The sequence below is a fragment of the Acidovorax sp. genome, from assembly GCF_046339755.1.
Taxonomy (GTDB): Bacteria; Pseudomonadota; Gammaproteobacteria; order Burkholderiales; family Burkholderiaceae_C; genus Acidovorax.
The window spans coordinates 1-18,442 of sequence record NZ_JBKDTZ010000296.1; the positions used below are offsets into that span (position 1 = coordinate 1).

The 18,442-nt window shown below is 65.3% G+C and carries 22 protein-coding genes and 1 tRNA gene; 14 read left to right on the forward strand and 9 right to left on the reverse strand.

Translation table 11 applies throughout. From position 1 onward, the window contains the following. The 6 genes from ACK59X_RS25295 to ACK59X_RS25320 form a co-directional block, all read right to left on the reverse strand. Nucleotides 1–824: zinc-dependent peptidase (locus tag ACK59X_RS25295; RefSeq protein WP_409961167.1), on the reverse strand; the 824-nt coding region annotated here is incomplete at its 3' end. 50 nt (nt 825–874) lie between these two features. Next, complete coding sequence (locus tag ACK59X_RS25300; RefSeq protein ID WP_409961169.1) at nt 875–1,654, reverse strand: UDP-2,3-diacylglucosamine diphosphatase; 780 nt, start codon at nt 1,652–1,654, stop codon at nt 875–877. A gap of 24 nt (nt 1,655–1,678) precedes the next feature. Next, nucleotides 1,679–2,185, reverse strand: a complete 507-nt coding sequence (locus ACK59X_RS25305; RefSeq protein ID WP_409961171.1) for a peptidylprolyl isomerase — start codon at nt 2,183–2,185, stop codon at nt 1,679–1,681. A gap of 34 nt (nt 2,186–2,219) precedes the next feature. Further along, nucleotides 2,220–2,792, reverse strand: a complete 573-nt coding sequence (locus ACK59X_RS25310) for a peptidylprolyl isomerase (protein ID WP_409961173.1) — start codon at nt 2,790–2,792, stop codon at nt 2,220–2,222. After that, the gene (locus ACK59X_RS25315; protein ID WP_409961174.1) at nt 2,789–4,069 is read right to left on the reverse strand and encodes a L,D-transpeptidase family protein; all 1,281 of its coding nucleotides are present in this window, start codon (nt 4,067–4,069) and stop codon (nt 2,789–2,791) included. Before ACK59X_RS25315 ends, ACK59X_RS25310 begins: the two co-directional genes overlap by 4 nt. 84 nt (nt 4,070–4,153) lie before the next feature. Next, the gene (locus ACK59X_RS25320; RefSeq protein ID WP_409961176.1) at nt 4,154–5,236 is read right to left on the reverse strand and encodes a tetratricopeptide repeat protein; all 1,083 of its coding nucleotides are present in this window, start codon (nt 5,234–5,236) and stop codon (nt 4,154–4,156) included. 221 nt (nt 5,237–5,457) lie between these two features. Here ACK59X_RS25320 and cysS point away from each other — a divergent pair, with 221 nt between their 5' ends. From cysS to ACK59X_RS25355, 7 genes are all read left to right on the forward strand, one after another. Further along, nucleotides 5,458–6,837: a cysteine--tRNA ligase gene (cysS, locus tag ACK59X_RS25325; RefSeq protein ID WP_409961178.1), complete on the forward strand. Its 1,380-nt coding sequence runs from the start codon at nt 5,458–5,460 to the stop codon at nt 6,835–6,837. 133 nt (nt 6,838–6,970) lie between these two features. Then, nucleotides 6,971–7,705: a DNA-3-methyladenine glycosylase family protein gene (locus ACK59X_RS25330; RefSeq protein ID WP_409961180.1), complete on the forward strand. Its 735-nt coding sequence runs from the start codon at nt 6,971–6,973 to the stop codon at nt 7,703–7,705. A 209-nt stretch (nt 7,706–7,914) separates the two neighbouring features. Then, nucleotides 7,915–8,892 carry an acetyl-CoA carboxylase carboxyltransferase subunit alpha gene (locus tag ACK59X_RS25335; protein WP_409961182.1) on the forward strand — a complete coding sequence of 326 codons (978 nt, stop codon included), beginning with the start codon at nt 7,915–7,917 and terminating at the stop codon, nt 8,890–8,892. A gap of 166 nt (nt 8,893–9,058) precedes the next feature. Then, nucleotides 9,059–10,915 (forward strand): methyl-accepting chemotaxis protein, encoded by a 1,857-nt coding sequence (locus ACK59X_RS25340; protein ID WP_409961184.1) that lies wholly within the window; start codon nt 9,059–9,061, stop codon nt 10,913–10,915. A gap of 93 nt (nt 10,916–11,008) precedes the next feature. After that, on the forward strand, nt 11,009–11,980 hold the full coding sequence (gene tilS / locus ACK59X_RS25345) for a tRNA lysidine(34) synthetase TilS (protein WP_409961186.1): 972 nt from the start codon (nt 11,009–11,011) through the stop codon (nt 11,978–11,980). A gap of 147 nt (nt 11,981–12,127) precedes the next feature. Continuing rightward, nucleotides 12,128–13,396 carry an aspartate kinase gene (locus tag ACK59X_RS25350; RefSeq protein ID WP_409961188.1) on the forward strand — a complete coding sequence of 423 codons (1,269 nt, stop codon included), beginning with the start codon at nt 12,128–12,130 and terminating at the stop codon, nt 13,394–13,396. 60 nt (nt 13,397–13,456) lie between these two features. After that, nucleotides 13,457–13,549, forward strand: a tRNA-Ser gene (locus ACK59X_RS25355). 104 nt (nt 13,550–13,653) lie between these two features. Here the strand turns inward: ACK59X_RS25355 and ACK59X_RS25360 are convergent. Then, complete coding sequence (locus ACK59X_RS25360; RefSeq protein WP_409961190.1) at nt 13,654–13,974, reverse strand: hypothetical protein; 321 nt, start codon at nt 13,972–13,974, stop codon at nt 13,654–13,656. Nucleotides 13,975–14,230: 256 nt separating this feature from the next. Here ACK59X_RS25360 and ACK59X_RS25365 point away from each other — a divergent pair, with 256 nt between their 5' ends. The 3 genes from ACK59X_RS25365 (at nt 14,231) to ACK59X_RS25375 (ending at nt 15,282) form a co-directional block, all read left to right on the forward strand. Then, entirely contained in the window at nt 14,231–14,557 is a 327-nt protein-coding gene (locus tag ACK59X_RS25365) for a hypothetical protein (protein ID WP_409961192.1), read from the forward strand. 183 nt (nt 14,558–14,740) lie between these two features. Further along, nucleotides 14,741–14,881: a hypothetical protein gene (locus ACK59X_RS25370; RefSeq protein ID WP_409961194.1), complete on the forward strand. Its 141-nt coding sequence runs from the start codon at nt 14,741–14,743 to the stop codon at nt 14,879–14,881. Then, the gene (locus ACK59X_RS25375; RefSeq protein WP_409961196.1) at nt 14,854–15,282 is read left to right on the forward strand and encodes a hypothetical protein; all 429 of its coding nucleotides are present in this window, start codon (nt 14,854–14,856) and stop codon (nt 15,280–15,282) included. The genes ACK59X_RS25370 and ACK59X_RS25375 overlap by 28 nt, the downstream gene beginning before the upstream one ends. A gap of 9 nt (nt 15,283–15,291) precedes the next feature. On the opposite strand, the gene ACK59X_RS25380 is transcribed toward ACK59X_RS25375, so the two are convergent. Together ACK59X_RS25380 and ACK59X_RS25385 are read right to left on the reverse strand one after the other, a co-directional pair. After that, the gene (locus ACK59X_RS25380) at nt 15,292–15,645 is read right to left on the reverse strand and encodes a BrnA antitoxin family protein (RefSeq protein ID WP_409961198.1); all 354 of its coding nucleotides are present in this window, start codon (nt 15,643–15,645) and stop codon (nt 15,292–15,294) included. A gap of 2 nt (nt 15,646–15,647) precedes the next feature. Continuing rightward, on the reverse strand, nt 15,648–15,941 hold the full coding sequence (locus ACK59X_RS25385; protein WP_409961200.1) for a DNA-binding protein: 294 nt from the start codon (nt 15,939–15,941) through the stop codon (nt 15,648–15,650). A gap of 355 nt (nt 15,942–16,296) precedes the next feature. On the opposite strand from ACK59X_RS25385, the gene ACK59X_RS25390 reads away from it, so the two are divergent. The 4 genes from ACK59X_RS25390 to ACK59X_RS25405 all read left to right on the forward strand — a co-directional run bounded on the left by ACK59X_RS25390 (nt 16,297) and on the right by ACK59X_RS25405 (nt 18,170). Beyond that, nucleotides 16,297–16,926, forward strand: coding sequence for a hypothetical protein (locus ACK59X_RS25390; RefSeq protein ID WP_409961202.1), 630 nt, complete (start codon nt 16,297–16,299; stop codon nt 16,924–16,926). Nucleotides 16,927–16,950: 24 nt separating this feature from the next. Then, the gene (locus ACK59X_RS25395; protein WP_409961204.1) at nt 16,951–17,229 is read left to right on the forward strand and encodes a hypothetical protein; all 279 of its coding nucleotides are present in this window, start codon (nt 16,951–16,953) and stop codon (nt 17,227–17,229) included. A gap of 2 nt (nt 17,230–17,231) precedes the next feature. After that, nucleotides 17,232–17,471: a hypothetical protein gene (locus ACK59X_RS25400; RefSeq protein WP_409961205.1), complete on the forward strand. Its 240-nt coding sequence runs from the start codon at nt 17,232–17,234 to the stop codon at nt 17,469–17,471. 99 nt (nt 17,472–17,570) lie between these two features. Beyond that, a complete protein-coding gene (locus ACK59X_RS25405) occupies nt 17,571–18,170 on the forward strand; it encodes a hypothetical protein (protein ID WP_409961207.1) in 600 nt (199 codons plus the stop codon). The last annotated feature ends 272 nt before the right edge of the window (nt 18,171–18,442 follow it).

The following is an 18,442-nucleotide window of genomic DNA, read 5'->3' on the forward strand; positions in this document are numbered from 1 at the left end:
TCTTTGGGGCGGGAGAAAAATGCATCCAGCACGGGTACCAGGCCAGGGAACTCCTGGGTGAAACGCGTGCGGTTCACAAAGTAGGCCTCGCAGGCCACGGCGAAGAATTCGGAGGGCGAGGTGGCGCCGTAGGCATCGAGCCAGGGCATCTCGGCACCGAAGCGCTCGCCCTTGATGACGGCTTCGCGGAAGTCCTGGTACGCCGGCTCCCAGGCGTTCCACCAGGCTTCGTAGGCACCGCGGCCGGTGCGTGTGCCCATGAAGCCGGCGGGCAGGGGAGGGCAGCCATTGGGCTCGCCCTTGTTGCGCATGTCGAGTTTGTGCACGAACTCGTGCACCACCACGTTGGTGCCGCGCTCGGTGTTCTCGCGGCCGTTGGAGGCATGTTCCCAACTGAGCATGATGGGGCCGCGGTCCATGGCCTCGCCCAGCAGCACCTGCTCATGCTCGTGCACCACGCCGGCTTCGTCCATGGTCTTGCGCCGGGCCACCGCCTCGCCGGGGTGCAGCACGATGCCCACGAAATCGTCGTACCAGGCGAGCGCCTTGGCCGGATCGCCCCAGTGCAGCAGGGGCAGACAGGCCTGGGCAGCGATGTCGATGGCCATGGCGTCGGTCACTTCCATGCCATGCGCGCCGTGGAAGCGCTTGTCGTGCAGGAAGAGGGCGGCGAGCGCGCGCAGCTTGGACTGGTCGTGCAGCGACAGCGCGGCCAGGAAGGGGTAGCGCTGCAGTGTATCGAGCCAGAGCGTGGCCGAGATGTCGGGCACGGGGGCGACGGTGGTGCGCACACGGCGCCAGAGCCGATTGAGGATGGGGGGCATGGTGTCAGAGCATGCCAAGAAATGCATGCGCTTGGAATTCAGGACACCTGCTAACTGGGGGTGAGGGCGATCCGTTCCAAGCCCGCATCCGATAAACGCAATGTTTCCAACCGCGGGGGCAATGCGGCGGCATCCCAGTCGCTGAGTACCACGCGGGTAAGGCCGGGCGCGAGGGTGTGCTCGGCAGGCCGATGGGTGTGGCCGTGCACCAGCGTGCCGGCATTCGCGGCCTGCAGCCAGGCGATGGAGGCGGGGGCGTCCAGGTCGGCATATGTCGCGCCCGACTGCTTCTTGTTCTCGCTCTCCTGCCGGATGCCGCGCGCCTGGATGCGGCGTGTGGCCAGGGGCTGGGCCAGAAAGGCCTGCTGCCAGGCGCTGCCGCGCGCCTGAACGCGAAAGCGCTGGTAGTCCAGATCGTCCAGGCACAGCAGGTCGCCATGGCTGAGCACCATGCGCTGGCCGTCAAAGACCAGCACCGTGGGGTCGGCCAGCCCGGTCATGCCTGTGCGCTGCAGAAAGGCCGGGCCGGCCAGGAAGTCGCGGTTGCCGTGCATGAAGTACAGCGGCAGGCGCTGCGAGGCGGCGAAGAGGGCGGCGCAGCCCTCGGCCTCGAAGCTGCCGGGCTCGTCGATGGCGTCGTCGCCCACCCAGACCTCGAACAGGTCGCCCAGGATGAACAGGGCATCGGCCGGGGTGGTCTGCAGGTAGTGGCGGAATGCGGCCACCGTGGCGAGCTCGCTGGCCTGAAGGTGCAGGTCCGAAATGAAATCGACCGTGCGCCAGTGCGAGGGAGCGATGAACTCCTCGAACCGGGGCACGGTCGTGGTCACGGGGTGACGCGGGCTGCTTCTGGCTTACAGAGCAACAGCCTTTTCGATGATCACGTCTTCCTTCGGCACGTCGTCATGGAAGCCCTTGCGGCCGGTCTTCACGGCCTTGATCTTGTCCACCACGTCGGTGCCCGAGATGACCTTGCCGAACACGGCGTAGCCCCAGCCCTGGGCCGAGGGGGCAGTGTGGTTCAGGAAGCCGTTGTCAGCCACGTTGATGAAGAACTGGGCGGTCGCAGAGTGCGGGTCGCTCGTGCGGGCCATGGCCACGGTGTAGTTGGCGTTCTTCAGGCCGTTGTTGGCTTCGTTCTGGATCGGGGCATCGCTGGGCTTTTGCGACATGCCGGGCTCGAAGCCGCCGCCCTGGACCATGAAGCCGGGGATCACGCGGTGGAAGATGGTGTTGTTGTAGTGGCCCTTGTTCACGTAGGCCAGGAAGTTCTCCGTCGACTTGGGAGCCTTGTCGGCGTCGAGTTCGAGGGTGATGACGCCGTAGCCGGCGATGTGCAGTTCGACTTGGGGGTTGCTCATGGGCAATGCTTTCTTCAGAGGGGGTGGAAAGGGCTTACTTCACGACCGTGGCGGAGGTGATGACGACCTGCGTGGTTGGGACATCGGCACCGGTGGTGGGCACGGCCTTGATCTTGTCGACGACTTCGGTGCCGCTGATGACCTTGCCAAACACGGCATAGCCGTTGCCGTCGGGGCTGTTGGCCGCATTGAGGAAATCATTGTTCTTCACGTTGATGAAGAACTGCGCGGTGGCCGAGTTGGGGTTGGGGGTGCGCGCCATGGCCACCGTGTAAAGGTCGTTTTTCAGGCCGTTCTTGGCTTCCAGCGGAATGGGCGGGTTGGTGGGCTTTTGCTTCATGTCGGGCGTGAAGCCGCCGCCCTGGATCATGAAGTTGTTGATCACGCGGTGGAAGATGGTGCCGTCGTAGTGCTTGGCGTTCACGTAGGCCAGGAAGTTCTCGACCGACTTGGGGGCCTTGGCGGGGTCGAGCTGCAGCACGATGTCGCCCATGGAGGTGGCCAGCTTGACCTTGGGGGCATCCTGCGCCTGGGCGGGGGACAGGCCAACCAGGGCCGACAGTGCCATGCCGGCCAGCGACAGGGCCGCGTTTCTCTTGGAAATCATCCAATCACTCCTTCAAAGAATATTTGCCATTGCTGGCCCTTGCGTTTCCAGTACTGGCGCTTGACGGGGCCGGTGCGTGCGCCTTCGGCGACTTCGCCGAACGTTACCACCATGGTGTCGGCCGCGTCTGTCCAGCGCAGGTAAGACCTGTCCTTGAGCTGTATCTCCCGGCCCTTGAGGGCGCGCGACTCGGCCTGCAGCACGCTGGTCCATTCGGCCAGGGGCTTTTGCCGGTAGCTCTGGAAGTCGGGGGCATAGAAGCTGGTCAGCCGGGCCATGTCGCCTTGCGACTTGGCGCTGCGCCAGGCGTTGAGCACGGCCTCGAAGGCCTTGCGCTCGGCCTGCACGCTGTGCGGTGCCACCCACTGCAGCTGGCGGGCAATCACCACGGGCGTGGAGCGAGGCTCCACCTGGCGCAGGATGCGTTCCAGGTCGGGGTTGGCCAGCACCACGCAACCATCGGTGGCCAGCGGCGCGCGCGCGAACTGGTCGGGCGGCGTGCCATGCAGCCAGATGCCGCTGCCGGTCTTGCCGCGGCTCTGGTCCAGCGGGTTGGGGTAGTTGATGGGCAGGGCCCCGGCGCCGTAGAAGTCCTTGAGCGTGGCGGGGTCCAGGCGTCTGGTGATGAAGTAGACGCCCAGCGGCGTGCGCTGGTCGCCTTCGACCAGCTTTTCGATACCGAGCTTGCCGACCGAGGCGTAGTAGTCGGCCACCAGTTGCAGGCCCTTGTCCGTGTTCTCGAACAGGTACAGGCGCGAGCGCGATGCGTCGATGGCGATCGCATGGCGCGAGCGCGAGGACAGCTCCAGGAACTGGGCCGGGATGCGGTCTGCGCCCGGCCGGTGCTTGTGCGCCTGCACGCGCTGCAGCGAGTCGGTGCGCAGCTCGTCGAGCATGCCGCCGGCTTCGGGGGCGCGCGCGGCGTCGCCCTCGGGCACGTCACCGAGCTTGCGCACCGGGCGCACGCGGGCGTTGAGCAGGTCACCGAGGGCCAGTTGCGCGAGCTGGAAGTTGGGGTAGTCGCGCGCCAGGCTCTCGGCGCGGGCCAGGGCCTCGCGGCCACGGCCTTCACTGGTGAGCTGGTAGACCTCGAGCAGGCGCGTTTCGGCCTGGCCGTCGCGCAGCGCCTCGGGGGCCTTTGCGGGCTTGGCCGCAGCGCCATTGCGCATGCGCGCCTGCGGGTTTTGCGCGAAGGCGGGCAGGGCCTGCGCCGTGCAGGCCATGGCAATGACAACGGCCGCCGTGCGGCGGCCCCAGAGGGACGGCTCCACCATCATGTCCGTGCTTCGCTCAGGGGCTGGTGGCGCAATGCCCGCCAGCCCACGCGGTGGTGGGCGCCGTCGCCATGTCGTGCACGCCCATCAGCCGCCGGTGGATTCCCGCACGATGGCCCAACGGCCGCCGTTCTGCACCAGGTCCAGCGTCTTGCGGCTGGTCACGTTGAGCGCATCGGCGCTGTAGGCCTGGCGAAAGCGCGCCGTGGCCTTGTTGCCGCTCACGCTCACGGTGATGTCGGAGACCTGCACCGCGATCTTGGACTTGCCGACGATGCGCGATTCGCGCTCCTTCTCCCAGGCGGCACGGGTCAGGCGGCCTGGCGGGTCGAAGTCCTTGTCGTAGGCGGCCAGGTAGGCCTTCATGTCCTTGGCGGCCCAGGCCGCGGCCCAGGCCTGCACGGCAGCGGTGACATCCTGGGTGGATGCGGAGGCCGATGCGGCTGCTGGCGCTGCTGCTGGTGCCGGGGCGGCAGCCGCGGGGGCTGGCGCGGGCGTTGGCGCTGCGGCGGCAGGGGCTGGAGCGGGTGCTGCCGGGGCCGGGGTGGGCGCCGCAGCGGGCGCAGGTGTGGGTGCCGGGCGCTGCGTGGCGACCACGGCAGGCGCCGGTGCGGCAGCGGCGGGGCGCTTGCCGGCAGGGTCGGCCGAGAACAGTTCGCGGATCAGCGCCAGCTTGGGCTTGACGGAGTTGGCGTTGGTGGCGTCGAGCTGCAGCGCCTTGTTGTAGGCCTGGCTGGCCAGCTTGGCGTAGATGTCGCCCAGGTTTTCGTGCGCGGTGGCGTAGCTGGGGTTGGTGCGGATCGCCATTTCCAGCGCGGTTCGGGCCTTGTCCAGCTGGTTCTGGTTGGCGTAGAGCACGGCCAGGTTGTTGTAGGGCTCGGGCAGCTCGGGGTATTCCTCGGTCAGCTTGGTGAAGGTGGCAATGGCGTCGGCGGGCTTGCCCGAGTCGGACTGGGCCACGCCGCGCAGAAAGCGCAGTTGCGGGTCGCGCGGGCTGGCGGCCAGGCGCTGGTCGGCCTTGGCCAGGGCCTCGCCTGCCTTGCCGGCCCTGAGCAATTGCGTGATGTCGGCGTAGTCGTCCGCCGCGTGCGCCGCAAAGCCGGCGCTCACTGCGGCGGTCAGGGCCAGCAGGCGCAGGAGTCGGGGGAGGGTGCGGCGGACTTGCTTCATGAGGTTATGGAAGGTGTTTGACAGCGTCGGACCCCGGCGGGGCTTATACTGCGGCGGATTGTAGCTGAGGGGGTGGTCATGACGGTGCGCTGTTGCCGCTGGTGATTTCGATGGGCGTTCGCTGACGAACGCACCCCCAAGAGGGGGCCGGTTCCCCCTGGCTGCTGCCGGGTGAACGGGCTTCACCCGCACCCCCCGCCGATTTCCCCTACTGACATCCCATGAGTCTGCGCATCTACAACACGCTTTCGCGTGAATTGGAGAACTTTTCCCCGCTCGAACCTGGCCATGTGCGCATGTATGTGTGCGGCATGACCATTTACGACCTGTGCCATATCGGCCACGCCCGCATGATGATGGCGTTCGACGTGGTGCAGCGCTGGCTCCGTGCCAGCGGCCTGCGCGTGACCTACGTGCGCAACATCACCGACATCGACGACAAGATCATCAAGCGCGCGCTGGAGCGCGGCATCACCATCCGAGAACTCACGGACGAGATGATCGCCGCCATGCACACCGACATCGCGGCCCTGGGCATCGAGCCGCCCTCCATCGAGCCACGCGCCACCGAATACGTGCCGCAGATGCTTGCGCTCATCGGCACGCTGGAGGCCAAGGGCCTGGCCTACCGCGCCAGCAACGGCGACGTGAATTACTCCGTGCGCAAGTTCGATGGCTACGGCAAGCTCTCGGGCAAGTCCATCGACGAGTTGCGCGCCGGCGAGCGCGTGGCCGTGCTCGATGGCAAGGAAGACCCGCTCGATTTCGTGCTGTGGAAGGCCTCCAAGCCCGAAGAGCCGCCACAAGCCAAGTGGGACAGCGCATTCGGCTCGGGCCGCCCCGGCTGGCACATCGAGTGCTCGGCCATGTGCGGCGCCACGCTGGGCGAGACCTTCGACATCCACGGTGGCGGCATGGACCTGCAGTTCCCGCACCACGAGAACGAGATCGCCCAGAGCGAAGGTGCCAATAGCAAGCCGCTGGCGAAGTTCTGGGTGCACAACGGCTTCGTGCGTGTGGACAACGAGAAGATGAGCAAGTCGCTCGGCAACTTCTTCACCATCCGCGAGGTGCTGGCGAAGTACGACCCCGAAACGGTGCGCTTTTTCATCGTGCGCGCCCACTACCGCAGCGCGCTGAACTACAGCGACGCCCACCTGGACGATGCCCGCAACGCCCTGAAGCGCCTGTACACCGCACTGAGCCTGGTGGCACCGGCCCCGGTGGCGGCCATCGACTGGGCCGACCCCTATGCCGCGCGCTTCAAGGCCGCGATGGACGAGGATTTCGGCACGCCCGAAGCCATGGCTGTGCTGTTCGAGCTGGCGGGAGAGGTGAACAAGACCCGTTCGCCCGAACTGGCCGGCCTGCTCAAGGCCCTGGGCGCTTGCCTGGGCGTGCTGCAGGGTGATCCACAGGCCTTTTTGCAGGCAGGTGCCGGGCTGGACGAGGCCGCCATCGCCGAGCAGATCGCTGCGCGCGCCGCTGCCAAGGCCGCGAAGAATTTTGCCGAGGCGGACCGCATCCGCCAGGCGCTGCTGGCCCAGGGCATCGTGCTCAAGGATTCCGCTGCCGGCACCACCTGGGAAGCCGCCCAGTAAGCGACAGCCAGACCCGATAGACAGACAGATAGACAGTTGAAAACAAGCAAGAACCGCATGCCCCCGAACGACCGAAGAATGAACGAACAAGACCCCAAGAAGAACAACAAACATGGCTGCGGTAAGCAAAAAAATGGCTAAAGAAGAACTGTTGGCCCCCGAAGTCGCCGCCGCTGCCGCGGCCTTTGTATCCGCTGCTGCCGCCGCATCGTCGTCTGCTGCGGCCCCTGCCAAGTCCGTGGTCGTCTCCACGCCCACCTACTGGGCTGAGGCCTGCAAGCACCTGATGAAGAAGGACCGGGTGATGAAGCGCCTGATCCCGCAGTTCGGCGACGCCGCACTGCAGACACGGCGTGACGCCTTCACCACGCTGGCGCGCTCCATCGTGGGCCAACAGGTTTCGGCCCAGGCCGCCCAGGCTGTGTGGGAGCGCTTCTCCAAACTGCCGCGCAGCATGAAACCGTCCAACGTGCTCAAGCTCAAGGTGGACGACATGCGCGCGGCCGGCCTGTCGGCGCGCAAGGTGGACTACCTGGTGGACCTGGCGCTGCACTTCGACGGCGGCAAGCTGCATGTGAAGGATTGGGCGTCGATGGACGACGAGGCCATCATCGCCGAGCTGGTGGCGATTCGCGGCATCGGCCGCTGGACGGCCGAGATGTTCCTGATCTTCTACCTGATGCGCCCCAATGTCCTGCCCCTGGACGACCCGGGGCTGATCAGCGGCATCAGCCACAACTACTTCTCGGGCGAAACGGTGAGCCGCAGCGAAGCCCGCGAAGTCGCCGAGGCCTGGCGGCCGTGGGCGAGTGTGGCGACTTGGTATATTTGGCGCTCCATGGATCCGCAGCCCGTCGTGGCGGTATGAGCCAAGCCAAGGCGCCACCGTTTCGGCGGGGTGGCCTCGCAAAGTGGCCTTGCAGCGGGCCGTTGCCGCAGGCAAACGGTGGCGAAACAAGCGCTGCGCAGTGGATGGTTTTTATTTAGACAGGCGTCAAACCAAACTCGTAACGCGTCGGTTACAGTGCGTGCCTCATTCATGGCACGCGCCCCTGGCGCGACCCAAGGAGAACAACGTTGGCGAAAAAGACCTTTCTGGATTTCGAGCAGCCGATTGCCGAACTCGAAACCAAAATCGAAGAACTGCGCTACGTGCAGACCGAGAGCGCCGTCGACATCTCGGAAGAGATCGACCAGCTGAGCAAGAAGAGCCAGCAGCTCACCAAGGACATCTACGCCGAGCTCACGCCCTGGCAGATCACGAAGATCGCCCGCCACCCCGAGCGCCCCTACACGCTCGACTACGTGCGCGACATCTTCACCGACTTCGTGGAGCTGCACGGTGACCGCCACTACGCGGACGATCTGTCCATCGTGGGGGGGCTGGCGCGCTTCAATGGCCATGCCTGCATGGTGCTGGGCCACCAGAAGGGGCGCGACACCAAGGAGCGCGCGATGCGCAACTTCGGCATGAGCAAGCCCGAGGGCTACCGCAAGGCCCTGCGCCTGATGAAGACGGCCGAGAAGTTCAAGCTGCCCGTGTTCACCTTCGTGGACACGCCCGGCGCCTACCCGGGCATCGACGCCGAGGAGCGCGGCCAGTCCGAGGCCATCGGCCGCAACATCTTCGAGATGGCGCAGCTGGAAGTGCCCATCATCACCACCATCATCGGCGAAGGCGGCTCCGGCGGCGCGCTGGCCATCAGCGTGGCCGACCAGGTGGTGATGCTGCAGTACGCCATCTACTCGGTGATCAGCCCCGAGGGCTGTGCCTCCATCCTCTGGAAGACCAGCGAGAAGGCGCAGGACGCGGCCGATGCGCTGGGTATCACCGCCCACCGCCTCAAGGCCCTGGGTCTGGTGGACAAGATCGTGAACGAGCCGGTGGGCGGCGGTCACCGCGACCACAAGCAGATGGCGGCCTTCTTGAAGCGTGCGCTGGGCGATGCCTTCCGCCAGGTGGCAGACCTCAAGACCAAAGACCTGCTGGAGCGCCGCTACGAGCGCCTGCAGAGCTATGGTCGCTTCAGCGATACCCGCGCCGAGGCTCGTTGAGCCCGGCAACCCCGGTCCAACCCGCCAACGGCCCCTCGCGGGCCGTTGTTGTTTTTTGCGCCCGCTGTGGCCTGGGCGTGCCAACCCTCTGGCGCCCCAACCGTAACCGGATGTAGCATGGCTGGTCGTCGCCCACTGGGTGGTGGGTGGATTCGAAGGGGGCAGCATGGCGTTCCTGAAGACTCTCAAGGGCCAGATCCTTCTGGTCTCCGTGGCTTGCCTGGTGGCGGGCCTGCTGGCCCTCACGGTGGCCAACTACCTCACGGCCCGGTCCCAGGCCTATGCGTCGCTCACGGCGCAGTCGCAGGCCCTGGCCCACAGCCACATCGAGACCCTGCGCGACTGGGCGCGCGGCAAGGCCATGGTGGTCGAGTCGGCGGCCGCCGCGCTCGACGATGCCGAGGCCGCCAAGCCGCTGCTGATGCTGGCCAAGGCCGGCAACTTCCTCACCACCTACTTCGGCTATGCCGACAAGCGCACGGTGTTCTCGGAAAAGCAGAACCTGCCGCCCGACTACGACCCCACCTCGCGCCCCTGGTACAAACAGGCGGCCGAGGCGCAGGCCACCATCCTCACGGCACCGTATGCCGACGCGGGTGGCGCCGGCCTGGTGGTCACCTTCGCCAAGGCCGCACGCGAGGGCAGCGGCGTGAAGGCCGTGATGGCGGGCGATGTGTCGCTGTCGGCCGTGGTGGCCAATGTGGCATCGATCAAGCCCACGCCGGCGAGCTATGCCTTTCTGGTGGGGAGCGATGGCAACATCATCGCCCACCCCGAGGTGAAGCTGGCCCTGAAGCCCGCGACCGACCTCGCCCCTTCGCTCACGGCGAGCGCACTGGCCGACATGGCCAAGCGCGCCGACCTCAACGCCGTGGACCTGCAGGGCCGGGCCGTGCTGCTCACCGTGGCGCCTGTGACCGGCACACCATGGCTGCTGGCGATTGCGCTGGACCGGGGCGAGGCGCTGGCTGCCATCCGCACCATGCTGGGGGTGTCGCTGGGCGCGGGCATCGTGGTGCTGCTGGTGGCCCTGGTGGTGCTGGCGGGCATCCTGTCGCGGCGGCTGCGCCAACTGACCCTGGTGCGCGATGCCATGCACGAGATCGGCGCGGGTGGCGGCGACCTGTCGAGCCGCATCGATGCGCAGGGCGAGGACGAACTGGCCCAGATCGCGGCCAGCTTCAACAGCTTTGCGGGCAAGTTGTCGGGCGTGCTGTCGCAGATCCGCGATGCCAGCAACTCGGTGCGCGTGGCGGCCGAGGAGATCGCCACCGGCAACCACGACCTGAGCGGGCGCACGGAGCTCACCGCATCGAGCCTGGAGGAAACCTCGGCCTCGATGCAGCAACTGACCGAGACCGTGCGCCACAACGCCGATGCCGCGCGCCAGGCCAACCAGCTCGTGGGCCAGGCCGCCAGCGTGGCCCAGCACGGTGGCACGGTGGTGGGCAATGTGGTGACCACCATGGACGAGATCAACGCCGCATCGCGCAAGATCAACGACATCATCGGCACCATCGACTCCATCGCCTTCCAGACCAATATCCTGGCGCTCAATGCCGCCGTGGAAGCGGCGCGTGCGGGCGAGCAGGGCCGCGGCTTTGCCGTGGTGGCCAGCGAGGTGCGCAGCCTGGCCAGCCGCAGCGCCGAGGCCGCGCGCGAGATCAAGCAGCTCATCAGCGCCTCGGTGGAGCGGGTGGAGAATGGCTCGCGCCTGGTGCACGACGCGGGCGCCACCATGACCGACATCGTCAACTCGGTGCAGCGCGTGACGGACATCATGGCCGAGATCACCGCCTCGACCAACGAGCAGAGCACCAGCATCAACGAGGTGGGCCAGGCCGTGTCGCACCTGGACCAGATGACGCAGCAGAATGCTGCCCTGGTGGAGGAGAGCGCTGCGGCGGCGCAGAGCCTCAAGGATCAGTCGGTGCGCCTGTCGGAGGTGGTGGGCACCTTCAGGCTGTCGGCCGATGGCGGCGCCCAGGGCGCGGCCCGGCTGTCTGGGCCGCAGCAGCACTGAGGCACCGCGATAATCGGCAGCCATGCGCTGCCTGCCCGCAACCTCCGTTCATCATGCCCTGCCACCCGCGGGCGGGGCACGGGGGCTCTGCGCATGACCCAGTCTTTCGACGCCGCCATGGCGGCCTTTGCGCCCGCGTTGCCGCTGGCCGTGGGGCTGAGCGGTGGCGCGGATTCGACGGCCCTGGTGCTGGCCTGCGCACGCCGCTGGCCGGGGCAGGTGCGCGCCATCCATGTGCACCATGGGCTGCAGGCGGCGGCAGACGGTTTCGAGCGCCACTGCGCGGACCTGTGCGCGCGCCTGGCCGTGCCGCTGGTTGTGCAGCGCATCGACGCCCGGCCGGCGCCTGGCCAGAGCCCCGAGGATGCTGCGCGCCAGGGCCGCTATGCAGCGCTGGATGCGGCGCTGCAGACAGTCCCCGCCATGGCCGGCATCGCAACGGTCGCACTGGCCCAGCATGCCGATGACCAGGTGGAGACGCTGCTGCTGGCGCTGTCGCGCGGCGCCGGCGTGGCGGGCCTGGCCTCCATGCCTGCGCAGTGGCAGCGTGTGGGTCTGCCCTGGCACCGCCCGCTGCTGCAGGTGCCCGGTCAGGCCGTGCGTGGCTGGCTGCGGGCGCAGGGCGAGCCCTGGGTGGAAGACCCCACCAACGCCGATCTGCACTACACGCGCAACCGCATCCGTGCACAGGTCCTGCCGGTGCTCGAAGCCGCGTTCCCCGCGTTCCGCGATACCTTTGCCCGCTCGGCTGCCAATGCGGCGCAGGCCAGCGAACTGCTCGACGAGGTGGCCATGGCCGACCTCGCCCAGGTGGGCACCCCGCCGCAGCTGGCGGCCTTGCAGGCCCTTACCCGTGCCCGCCAGGCCAACGTGCTGCGCCACTGGCTGCGCAGCGTGCACCGCACCACACCCACGGCGGCACAGTTGGCCGAGCTGCTGGGCCAGGTGGCAGCCTGCACCACGCGCGGGCACCGCATCCGCATCAAGGTGGGGACCGGATTCGTGGTGCGCGTGGAGGGCGGGCTCGATTGGTACAATCCCCAGGTTTTGGTCCCTGGGGACTGATCCGTGTCGCCCTGATGAAACCGGCTCCGGTTTCTGCAGCCAACACGGGCCGGGCCCTGCTTTCCCATCTGCACGAAATCAACGGCGGCGCGCCAAAACAGTGTCCAACCGGCGCCGTGGCACGTGTTTCGTCACCCCAGAAATCCAATGGCATTGATCGTTCACAAATACGGCGGCACGTCGATGGGCTCTCCGGAGCGCATCCGCAACGTCGCCAAGCGCGTGGCCAAGTGGGCCCGCGCAGGCCACCAACTGGTGGTCGTGCCCAGCGCCATGAGTGGCGAAACCAACCGCCTGCTCGCCCTGGCCAAGGAACTGGCGCCCCCGCGCGCCACCGAGGCCTACAACCGCGAGCTGGACATGCTGGCCGCCACCGGCGAGCAGGCCTCCTCGGCCCTTCTGGCGATTGCGCTGCAGACCGAAGGCATGGGCTCGGTGAGCTATGCCGGCTGGCAGGTGCCGATCCGCACCGACAGCAGCTACACCAAGGCCCGCATCGAATCCATCGATGACCAGCGCGTGCGTGCCGCCCTGGCCCAGGGCAAGGTCGTGATCGTCACGGGTTTCCAGGGCATCGACGACGAAGGCAACATCACCACGCTGGGCCGTGGTGGTTCGGACACTTCCGCCGTGGCCGTGGCCGCCGCGATGAAGGCCGACGAGTGCCTGATCTACACCGACGTGGACGGCGTGTACACCACCGACCCCCGCGTCGTGCCCGAAGCGCGCCGCCTGCACACCGTCAGCTTCGAAGAGATGCTGGAGATGGCCAGCCTGGGCAGCAAGGTGCTGCAGATCCGGTCCGTGGAATTCGCAGGCAAGTACAAGGTGCCCATGCGCGTGCTGTCGAGCTTCACGCCCTGGGACATCGACATCAACGAAGAAGCCAAGTCCGGCACGCTGATCACTTTTGAGGAAGACGAAAAAATGGAACAAGCCGTTGTATCCGGCATCGCATTCAATCGCGACGAGGCCAAGATCTCCGTGCTGGGCGTGCCCGACAAGCCAGGCATCGCCTACCAGATCCTGGGCGCCGTGGCCGATGCCAACATCGAAGTCGACGTGATCATCCAGAACCTGAGCAAGGACGGCAAGACCGACTTCAGCTTCACGGTGAACCGCGGCGACTACGCGCGCACCGTGGACCTGCTCAAGGAAAAGGTCGTGCCTGAGCTGGGCGCGCAGGAAGTCGTCGGCGACGCCAAGATCTGCAAGGTGAGCATCGTCGGCATCGGCATGCGCAGCCACGTTGGCGTGGCCAGCAAGATGTTCCGCGTGCTGAGCGAAGAGGGCATCAACATCCAGATGATCTCCACCTCGGAAATCAAGACCTCGGTCGTGATCGACGAAAAGTACGTCGAGCTGGCCGTGCGTGCCCTGCACAAGGCCTTCGAGCTGGACCAGCCGGCCGCCTGAGCGGCATTAGGCCCCCAACTCGGCTGAAGTGCCCCGAAAATGGGGCATAATAGCGTGATTGGAAACGTGACCGAGTGGCCGAAGGTGCTCCCCTGCTAAGGGAGTATGGGGTGTAGAGCCTCATCGAGGGTTCGAATCCCTCCGTTTCCGCCAAGATAAAGCCCTGCAAGTCATTGATTTGCAGGGCTTTTTTCTTGCCCGGCGGATCTCATTCAGATCGCTGAACCCGGTCTGGACCCATAGCGCGCATATCGATCCTAGACCGCGTTTTTCTGGGCCTGCGTGGTGCCCTCAATTGCCAGGTTCACGGCAGCCAGGTTCGCCCCCGTGCCGGCGCTGGGGATCCAATTCGCATAATGGCGCAGCATCACTAGCACCGATTGGCCATGCTGCAGCGCCACCCATATGGGGTTCGCGCCGGCCATCAGCCCCAGGGTGACGCTGGTGTCCCGGCATTCCTTCAGCGGCCGGTATCTCACTTGGCAGGTTCGCAGGCTGCGCGTCCATACCTGGTGTTGCTTCTGCTCATCCACATCGGGCCGGCCCGTGGCGGGGTTGTAGAACACCTTCTTGCCCACGACCTATGTTCGGCCATCACCGGGCGCGACCAGGCGCTCGCCGACGCCACGGCCTGCAGCGATGCCACCGAGGCGCTGCGCGAGCTGGCCGACCGGCGCACCGCTGTCGCCGCGCCGCTGCCGCCGCCGCCAGCACTGCACGCGCGCACCTGGCCCGCGCCGATCCCAAGTTCAGCCTCCAGCCGAGCAAGTCCTCCGAGCTGTGCGCCTCGATGCAGGCCATGGGCGACGACTGGCTGCAGGGGAGGGCGAAGCCATGAAGGCCGCTGTCTTGGTGCTGGGCGCGCTGGCGCTGGTGGGCTGCGCAAGCCCCGCGCCCGGGCCGACCGTGCGCGTGCTGGTGCCCATTCCTGTGGAGTGCCGCGAGCCGGTGCCCGACCGGCCTGCCTGCCCACCGAACTGCTGCTGCCTCGGGGCTCACCCTTGTGTGCTGCTGCGCGTGGCACTGGCGGAGATCGTCCGGCGAGAGGGTTACGAGATGCAGCTACGTGCCGCGCTGGTGGTGTGCACTGCTCCGCTTGCCAAAAAAATAAGCCCCACGTATTTCTACGGGGGGCTTATCTGGTCCACAAGGGTGGGGTGAGATTGGATACTCACTGTTGCCGAAGCGCGTCACTACCCATCGAACACTTCCGGTTCGACTGAGCCAGCGAAGGCGTATTGTACTGGCGAGTGGGTCACCCAAAAGACTGAGGCGCGGATGCCAGATGGGCGGCAGAATAGATGTTTCAGAGCATTTACACTTCGCGCCTTTTGGAAAGAAACCATGATCCGCGCCGTCCTGTCTGCATCCCTGGGCCTTGTTCTCGCGGGCCTCGCGCTCGCCATCAACAAGTGCACCGGTGCCGACGGCAAGACCGTGTTTCAGGACGCCCCTGCATGGGCAAAGGCGAGACCATCACCGTGAAGCCCGCGAGCGGCCAGGCGCCCACGCCCGTGGTGGCCGCCCCCGCTTCTGCGGCATCCGGTGCCGCGCCTGCTGCCGCCGCGCCAGCGCCGACGGCCACCGCCAAGAAAGAAGGCGCTTTCGGCGAAACGTGGCGCCGTAAGACTGATCTGGAATCTCACCTGATCCGCAACGCGCGCGGCGAGGTGGCCAACCACCTGCAGACATGCCAGCAGCAGCAAGCCGCCTTGGCGGCGAAGAAGGGCGGCGCCCGCAACAACTTGGCCGGCGCAACCTGGGAGGCCTCGATTTCGGCTGAGATGCAGGCCACCGCCACGACGTGCGACACCAAGGCGCGCGACATCCGCGCCAAGCTGGAAGGGTACGAGCGGGAACTGCGCGAGCTGCAGGCTGTCAAGTAGCCAGGAGGCTCACGCCTTGACGTGCCGGCCCGCCTGAATGTCGGCGCGCAGCATGTCGTTCAACCGGGTTTGCCAGCCCGCGCCCGTGGCCTTCAGCGCTTCCAGCACGTCGGGGTCGAAACGCACGTTCGTGGGCACCTTGGCGTTCACCTTCACCGAGCCTTTGGGCCGCCCGCCCTTGTTCTTCGCCGCGTTCGCCGCTGCGATGCTCTCGGGCGTGTGCACGGCCGCGAACTTGCCCGCCGCCAGCTCGGCCAGGGACTCGCGCAGGCCCGGAATGGCCTGGCCCGCATCGGCCTCGGCGGCCTGGGCCATGGCCTCCAGGTCCGCCCCCTGCAGGTCATTGTAGCTCTTGATCGTCATGGTCATTTCCTTTTCACTTCCTTGGGCAGGATGTTTGCCCGTTCTGCCTTCGTGTAGACCGCCAGCAGGGCCAGCTCGCCGGCTTCGAGGAAGGTGATGTAGATCACCCGGGCGCCGCCGCGCTTGCCCTTGCCTGCCACGGTCCAACGCACCTTGCGCATGCCGTTACCGCCCTGGATCACGTCACCGGCCGTGGGGTTCGCGGCGATGTAGGTGATGAACTCCAGGCGCTCATCTTCGCTCCACACGGAGGCGACTTGCTTCTGGAAGGGGGCGGTTTCGATTACGGTGAGCATGGGTTTATTGTATCCACAAAATACCTAGGCACAAGTACCTTTTGCGTATCTACAAAAAATAGATTACTGATCGTTTGAACAGTGGTGCACAATCGCACCATGACCTGGGACCAGATCACCATTGCCCTGTTCGGCGCCCTCGCGGCCTAGCTGTCGCAGACCCGCACCGACCGTCTGCGCCGGTGGGCCTGCATCTTCGGCATGCTCGGGCAGCCCGGATGGTTCTATGCGGCCTGGACGGCCGGCCAGTGGGCATCTTCACCCTGTGCGTGATCTACTGTGGCGCCTGGATGCATGGGGTGTGGGTTTACTGGGTGCAGCCAAAGCAGATTTCAAAGTTGCCTTAGGAGATGAGATGCCATCTGAATTGCTGAGCGCAGTAGGCACTGTGATAGGGGCCATTGGAGGAGGGGCGGTCGTGGTCTTTGGACTTTCAGGCTGGCTGGGCAAGGTGTGGGCTGAGCGCTTGATGAACACCGAAAAGGCCGAGCATGCGCGAAAACTCGCCAGTGAACAGGCTGAACATGCGACGCGCTTGAAAGAGCTTGAATCGAGGTTACGAGGTGATGTAGACGCCGGTCTGACCTTGATAAAGACGCAATTGGAATTCCAAAGAGGGAAGCACGAAAAGGCGCACGCGGACAAACTGAGTGCGTACCACGACGCCATTCATCGGGTGGCGAAGTTCTTCGGCGATCTGAATGCGCTTCACTTAAATCTGCCTGGTGCGCGGCCGTTCTTGGAATCTTTTGCCGAGTTCGAGAGTGCGCGCTTCGAGGTGTATGGTCGAATGGCTCTTGTGGCCCCGCAATCGGTCATGAATGCGTACGACGAACTCGTAGTCATGTTCCTCGACAACGCATTGAAGGGCACTACTCCCGACTGGGCAAGAACCCGCGAGCTGGCGCTTGGCTGGATCAACGCGGCAAGGCAAGACATTGGTGTGGACATCACTGAGATCGGCTATAGCCGGGGCATCTATTGAGGTCCGGTTGGCAGGCTTCAAGAGATGCTTCTTTCTCTGCACATCGTCAAGGTAGAGCCGGGGCACTACCGCGCCCACGTCATGGACGGGCGCGAGGAACTGGGCACCTTCGACACCATCAGCATCAGCGCCGCCATCCGAGAGGCGGGCGCCCGTGCGGACCCAGATCTATCTGGCCTGTCCGGCTACCACGTCTGGTATGAGCACGTTTGTGCCGGCACCTGCACGCCCAGCAACATGCGCATTGACCCCGAGGGCTTGGCCCAGCGGTTGATGGCGCTGCACGGCCAGTTCAAGAGCTAACCATGCCAGCGTACACAGACCGCGAGGCGCATGTGTCCTGGGGGCTCGAAGGTGACGCCCTTCACCTGCGGTGTGAGGCCTGCGGCGCCACCGAGACCGTGGCCGACTATGAGAATGGCGAGCAGCCCGCCCGCTTCATCTTTCGGCCCCGCTCGCCCTACGGCTGGGCCCGCATGCAGTGCCACAGCTGCGGGGAGCATTCGGAGCGGCGGCTGCCATTCATTAAATCTCTTAAAGTATGAATATTATTTCTAGAGAATAATTACATTTTTAGGGTAATATAAATTGCGTTTATGCGGGGTTGACATGCGTGGTATTATGAAAGCGAGTTGTTAATCAACTTGCGTTTCGAGCTGCGCATTCAGTTCATTTTAAGGAAAAATATGCAAAGTAATATTCTAAAAAAAACCAAATTGAACGCGGGTGAAAAAGTGTGGGTGCGGCCAAACAGTCACATTTGGTCCGGAGCTGAGCAATTCTTTAAGGCAGCTGAGGTGTTGATGGACGACACGACTGTAGGCATGCCGAACATGGTGTATCCCGTCATCACGAACTACGCACTTTGTGTGGAGCTAGCCCTGAAAGCTGCTGTTGGAAGAGTCGTCATTTCTCCCCCAACAAAGGATGGCCTGATCAGCGCGGCTTCCATCGGATCCGAGGCATGGGGGCATGACTTAGAAGCTGTGTTCAATAGCCTTCCAGAGGAAATCCAGGTTGCCATCGCATCCGATTTTCATATTTGGACAGGTGAAAATATTCACTCGTTACTTAAGAATTGCGCCCACTATTTCGTGCATGCACGTTACGCCCACGAGAAGAAAGCAATGCACTATGATCTTTCCGGCATCCGGACCCTCGCCTACGGCGTGCTCGCCGCTGTCCACAACTACGGGTTGGTGCAGGAAGGGCGGCCACCGCTTTCCCCTCCAGCGGGGGCATGACGCCCATACCGTCACCACACCAATATCCTCACCAATTCAAGCATGTTCCAGCATGCCAGAGCCGGCCGCAGAACATAGCTTTCCCTGCTGGAGCATGCTGGGATATGCTGGCTTAGAGTTTCGAATCCCTCCGTTTCCGCCAAGATAAAGCCCTGCAAGTCATTGATTTGCAGGGCTTTTTTCTTGCCCGGCGGATCTCATTCAGATCGCTGAACCCGTTCTGGACCCATATCGCGCATATCGATCCTAGACCGCGTTTTTCTGGGCCTGCG